The organism is Gelidibacter sp., from assembly GCF_053579655.1.
In genome coordinates this window covers 88022-94021 of record NZ_JBMDWE010000015.1, presented here as the reverse complement: position 1 = coordinate 94021, position 6000 = coordinate 88022, and the positions used below count along the sequence as shown (strand labels likewise).

At 37.5% G+C, this 6000-nt stretch carries 3 protein-coding genes; 2 read left to right on the top strand and 1 reads right to left on the bottom strand.

All coding sequences use genetic code 11. The features are described 5' to 3' along the window. Window positions 1-407 precede the first annotated feature (407 nt). Window positions 408-2327, bottom strand: coding sequence for a S9 family peptidase (locus ACOH2D_RS09575; protein ID WP_348035443.1), 1920 nt, complete (start codon window positions 2325-2327; stop codon window positions 408-410). A 171-nt stretch (window positions 2328-2498) separates the two neighbouring features. Here ACOH2D_RS09575 and ACOH2D_RS09570 point away from each other — a divergent pair, with 171 nt between their 5' ends. Together ACOH2D_RS09570 and ACOH2D_RS09565 are read left to right on the top strand one after the other, a co-directional pair. Continuing rightward, complete coding sequence (locus ACOH2D_RS09570) at window positions 2499-3632, top strand: vWA domain-containing protein (RefSeq protein ID WP_348035442.1); 1134 nt, start codon at window positions 2499-2501, stop codon at window positions 3630-3632. A gap of 175 nt (window positions 3633-3807) precedes the next feature. Further along, window positions 3808-5274 carry a magnesium chelatase gene (locus ACOH2D_RS09565; protein ID WP_449535080.1) on the top strand — a complete coding sequence of 489 codons (1467 nt, stop codon included), beginning with the start codon at window positions 3808-3810 and terminating at the stop codon, window positions 5272-5274. The last annotated feature ends 726 nt before the right edge of the window (window positions 5275-6000 follow it).

Genomic DNA, 6000 nt, shown 5'->3' with positions numbered 1-6000 from the left:
TTAATGTGCTCAATTCCTTAATGGCTGTATTTTTTGAACCATTAAGATCATTAAGATATTAAGAAGATTAAGTTGTGTTGTTATTAACTAAGTCCTTAATGTGCTCAATTCCTTAATGGCTGTATTTTTTGAACCATTAAGATCATTAAGGTATTAAGAAGATTAAGTTGTGTTGTTATTAACTAAGTCCTTAATGAATGTCCTCAATTCCTTAATATTATTTTTTAATGACGGTAGTTTTTGAACCATAAAGGTTATTAAGGTATTAAGAAGATTAAGTTGTGTTTAACTAAAATCTTAATGTTCTCAATTCCTTAATATTTTTCTTAATGGTTATTTTTTTTTTAACCGTTAGCTTTAAGATATTAAGACTATTAAGAAAAGTTTACCTTGCTTAATGGTTTAATTTATTCAGTTTTCTCCTTATTTTCCATAGATGGATTTTTTAAATATTTATCTAAAAATTGAACCACTCTGCTATAAGCTTCTATTTGATTTTCTTTTTTGACAAATCCATGACCTTCATCATCAAAGAGTACATATTCAACAGGAACGCCATTTTTGCGAACACCGGCAACAATTTCATCGGATTCAACTTGCAACACTCTTGGATCTTGAGATCCTTGTAAAACGATTAAAGGTTTGGTTACTTTATCCGTATGAAATAATGGAGAAATGCGTTTAAGTCTGACAGAGTCTGCCGTAAAGGGATCTCCCAATTCCAAATACAGTGATTTTCTCATGGATTCCCAATACGGTGGAATACTTTTTAAAGTTCGGATCCAATTGGTCACTCCATAGATGTTGACGCCAACCTTAAATTCTTCAGGAGTGAAGGTTAGTGCTGCCATGGTCATGTAGCCACCATAAGAGCCGCCAATAATGCCGATTTTGTCCCCATCGATTTCCGGTTGTGTAGCCAACCAATTTTTACCTTCCACACAATCTTGTAAATCTTTTTCGCCATGGTTTAAATCGTCCATTTGATAAAACGTTTTGCCATAACCGCTGCTGCCACGATTGTTTACGGCTAACACCGCATAACCATGATTGACCATATATTGAATAAAGGAACTAAATCCTTGACGGGTTTGTCCACCGGGACCGCCATGCACCCAAACCATAGCAGGAACCTTATTGTCTTTTGAAGCTTGATGCGGCAAATAGTAAATAGCAGGAACTTCAACACCATCAAACGATTTGTAGCGGACAACCGTGGCGGTAACCAAATCTTCTGGACGAATGGCTTCATTTAAAACGTTGGTCAATTGGTGTTGTTCTTTAGTTTCAAAATTATAGGTATATAAATTGGAAGGCATATTCGAACCACCAACATACATGCTCATCCATTTTTCATCACTACTAAAACTGACGCTGGTTATACTCTGATCTCCAAAATTGGGTAAATCAATAGGCATGTTGGTAGCCGTATTGATGACTTCAATTACATTTTTGCCGTCTTCATTCACATAAACGACCATATATGTCCCCTTTTTAGTAAAACCAGCGCCCGTAATATCCCATGGCTTTTGAAGCACATTTGATTTTTCCTTGGTTCTGAGATCGTATTTCATCAAATAGGAGAATTCGACGCCATCATCTGTGGTGTATAAAAGTGAAGCGCTGTCAGGATAAAAGTCTTGTGCTGAATTGCCGCTTTGATCGCTATTCACTTTAGATTTTTCTCTTGTCTTCACGTTATAAACATACAAGTCGCTGTCATTAGTGTTTAAAGATTGTACCAAGGCGATGTAGTTTTTATCCTTGGAGATGCCATTAAAATTCAAGCCGTCATTGTTTTGATAAATCATTTTGGCGCGGAAATCGGCAATACCCATCTCATACACATCAAAAAACTTTGGGTTCATCTTATTGGATCCAAAATAGAAGGACTGCCCATCATCGGCCCAACCATAAAACTCCGTTTTGGCGCCTTTGTCCGGCGTTAAATCCGTAATGACTCCGTTAGTGTCCCTTAAATAAATATGGCTGATTTCATCGCCATTTCCATCTGCCGATAATAACATACGGTCATCGTTCGGGAAAAAGGATTGCGCAAAATAGGACGTGCTGTCCGATGCCGTAACAGGCGTGTAGCTGCCTCCAGAGGTTGGAATCGTGTAGACATTGAAGATTCCTGAGCGATTGCTTGAGATTAGGATTTTGGAATTGTCAAAGGAAAAACTTCCGCCGCTAACGGCTTCGTTGTCCATAAATTGTTCAATAGTGTACTGCGCAACTTTGACGGCAGTATCTTTTTTTTCCTCTTTTTTGTCCTTGCAGGAAATGCAAAGCAGAATTGAAAGTGCAAAAATAATGTGTTTCATGTTTTAGTGTTTTGATTGATTAGTAGAGACTCTTAAATTAGGAGTTATTCGATTTAATCTCTCTATTTCAGAGAGTTGGCTTAAAGGTAATAAAAAACAGAATGATTCGATTTACAAAATCGATGTTAATAGATTTATAGGTCGCACAAAAAATCGTATTTTTATGAAGCTATGACACACAAGAATCTAAAACGTAAAGGTTTTGTCTTTAAAACCTACGAAGCACCCTTTCAGTCGCCTTTTGATAAGCTTTTTGAGATTTTCACGGAGTTGATAACCCACACTTCTGGAGATTTTGACGAAGCTATTGATTGGCTGCGCGAATTGGACAAAGAATATAAATTAACGACGCCCGAATATACCATTGATGATTTTATTGAAGATCTCAAGCAAAAAGGTTTCATCAAAGAAGAAATTGATCCCGATGGCAATGGCGGAGGAATGGCGATTACCGCTAAAACCGAGCGCGCCATCCGACAACAAGCCCTCGATCAAATTTTCGGACAAATCAAACGCAGTGGTCAGGGCAATCACAAAAGCAAAAGTCCGGGTATCGGCGATGAGCATACAGGCGATTTCAGAGAGTATCAATTTGGGGATGCTTTAGATAAAGTGTCCATGACCGAGAGTTTGAAAAATGCACAAATCAATCACGGCATTGGCGACTTTAAGCTATCGGAAGATGATTTGGTAGTTGAGGAGACTTTGCATAAATCGCAAATGAGCACGGTATTAATGATCGATATCAGTCACAGTATGATTTTATATGGTGAAGACCGGATTACGCCTGCAAAGAAAGTGGCGATGGCCTTATCTGAATTGATTACCACGCGGTATCCAAAAGACACTTTGGATATTATAGTATTTGGGAATGACGCCTGGCAAATTGAAATCAAGGATTTACCCTATTTAAAAGTTGGTCCTTATCACACCAATACCGTTGCCGGATTACAGTTGGCTATGGATTTACTGCGAAGAAAACGGAATACCAACAAACAAATTTTTATGATTACCGATGGGAAACCGAGTTGTTTACGCCTTCCGGATGGACAATATTATAAGGACAGTGCGGGTTTAAATCCGTATATCATGAATAAATGCTATGCTATGGCACAGCAAGCACGACGCTTACACATTCCGATAACCACGTTTATGATTGCGCAAGATCCGTATTTGATGCGATTTGTAAAGGAATTTACAGAAGCTAATCAAGGTAAGGCGTTCTACACCGGACTTAAAGGTTTGGGTGAAATGATTTTTGAGGATTATGAAACGAATAGGAAAAAGCGGATTAGGGGAAGTTAAAAAGATGGTAGAGGGTAATTATTAGAGGTTCGTAGCTCGACGTATGGAGCTCGAAGTTTGAAGTAGCTCGTTAGGTTTTCAAAGACTTTTCGATTTAAAAAATATAAACATCTGATTAACTGAAAAAAATTCCGAAAGTTCGGAAGTGTTAAGGTTTGTCAGTGAAACAAGAAACATGAAACAAGAAAAAATAAAAACATTAGGCGAATTAAAAAAAGCAGGCTATCAAAGTAAATCGATTAAAGACGAGTTGCGCGACAACCTCATTCGGAAAATAAAGAACAAAGAAACCACTTTTGAAGGGGTTCATGGATATGAAAACACAGTCATCCCAGAATTGGAGCGTGCTATTTTATCACGCCACAATATCAATTTATTAGGATTGCGCGGACAGGCTAAAACCCGATTGGCGCGATTGATGTTGAATCTTTTGGACGAGTATATTCCGGTAGTGGAGGGTTCTGAAATTAATGATGATCCTTTGAATCCCATTTCGAGATATGCCAAAGAATTGATCAAGGAAAAAGGCGATGACACACCTATTTATTGGCTGCACAGAAGTGAACGTTTTGCCGAAAAACTGGCCACTCCCGATGTGACGGTGGCCGATTTGATTGGCGATGTGGATCCGATTAAAGCTGCGAATTTAAAATTGAGTTATGCCGATGACCGTGTGATTCATTATGGAATGATACCGCGTGCGAACCGGTGTGTTTTCGTGATTAATGAATTGCCCGATTTACAAGCCAGAATTCAGGTGGCCTTATTTAATATTTTGCAGGAAGGCGATATTCAGATTAGAGGATTTAAGTTGAGACTGCCTTTGGACATCCAATTTTTGTTCACTGCAAATCCTGAAGACTATACCAACAGAGGCAGTATTGTAACGCCTTTGAAAGATCGAATTGGCTCTCAAATTCTGACCCATTATCCGATTGACATTGAAACCGCACGATTGATTACTGAACAAGAAGCTAAAGTAGTGGAAAGTCAGAAGGAGATGGTTTCGATTCCTGATCTGGCAAGAGATTTATTAGAGCAGATTGTTTTTGAGGCCCGAGAGAGCGACTTTGTAGATACCAAAAGTGGCGTGAGTGCACGTTTGAGCATTACCGCTTTAGAAAACTTGTTGAGTACAGCAGAGCGTCGTGCCTTAAAAGCAGGAGATCACAAAACCATGGTGCGTTTGAGTGATTTTGTGGGTATTATTCCATCCATAACTGGTAAAATAGAATTGGTTTATGAAGGTGAGCAGGAAGGTGCTGCCGTGGTGGCTTACAATTTAATTGGAGAGGCGGTTAAAAGTTTGTTTGATGAGTTTTTTCCCAAGATTGAAAAACTGAAAAAAGAAGATTCAGAAACAGCCTATGACGATATTATATCCTGGTTTTTTAATCAGAAGGATGGCTTTGAACTATTAGATGATTTAACGGATAAGGACTATAAAGCCTTGTTGGATTCCATTTCGCCTTTAGATGTTTTATTGAAGGAACATCAGCCTAATCTGTCCAAAGAAGACAGTTATTTTGTAAAAGAATTTGTGCTTTGGGCTTTGGTGGAATTCAAACAACTGAACAAGTTTAGATTTTCAGAAGGGATGCAGTTCAAAGATCCTTATGGGAGTTTTATAAGTGGGATTTAGGGATTTCATCAAATAGACAAGATTCCCTTTTTAGACACTAATTAGCACGAATAAATCAGTAAATCTCATCTAAAATTTATGAAAGGGGTTTTCAAAATGATTTCACAAATATTGATACTGCCTTCTTAGCAAAACCTATTTGCATAGAAGGTAGTATTTCATAAAACTTTTTTGTCAAGTGAGATGCGCGATTTTAAGTTGTGCAAAACTCACTTTGATTTATTACATTTTCTACCCATCAAATGATCTTAGCCCAAGCATCTGTTTGAGATCAATCCATTTTAAAATTTACTTCAAAACTTGTTGCTTAACTTTTTCCGAAAGTATTTCAGAACAATTTTTCTTTCAGATGGTTTAAGCGTCTTTAAGTGAGAATCTTATAATTATTATTTCCGACTTTGTAATTCATACAGCAAACGGAAATCTACCTTTATTATACAGGTTATTGAATAGGCTCAAAACGTATCATTCCAGAATCTAAAGACATTTTAAGAGGACTTGAAAAGACAAGTGCTTCTTAAATAACCATTATATAGATATGGTACGAATGATCGTAATGTTACGACGAAATTTGGCCTCACAAATATCTGCTGAGCGATTGTCGACATAAAATAAGCTAGTTGCCTTGAAATCTGCAAACAGAAAAAACACTCATAAAATCCCTGTATGTGGACCATCAAAATAAGATTTGCTCATGTAATTATCTTACGGAGATCCGGAAAACTT

Bases quoted from the DNA above. Each gene is read 5' to 3' on its own strand.
- ACOH2D_RS09575 (WP_348035443.1), bottom strand. From the start codon at position 2,327: ATGAAACACATTATTTTTGCACTTTCAATTCTGCTTTGCATTTCCTGC.
- ACOH2D_RS09570 (WP_348035442.1), top strand. From the start codon at position 2,499: ATGACACACAAGAATCTAAAACGTAAAGGTTTTGTCTTTAAAACCTAC.
- ACOH2D_RS09565 (WP_449535080.1), top strand. From the start codon at position 3,808: ATGAAACAAGAAAAAATAAAAACATTAGGCGAATTAAAAAAAGCAGGC.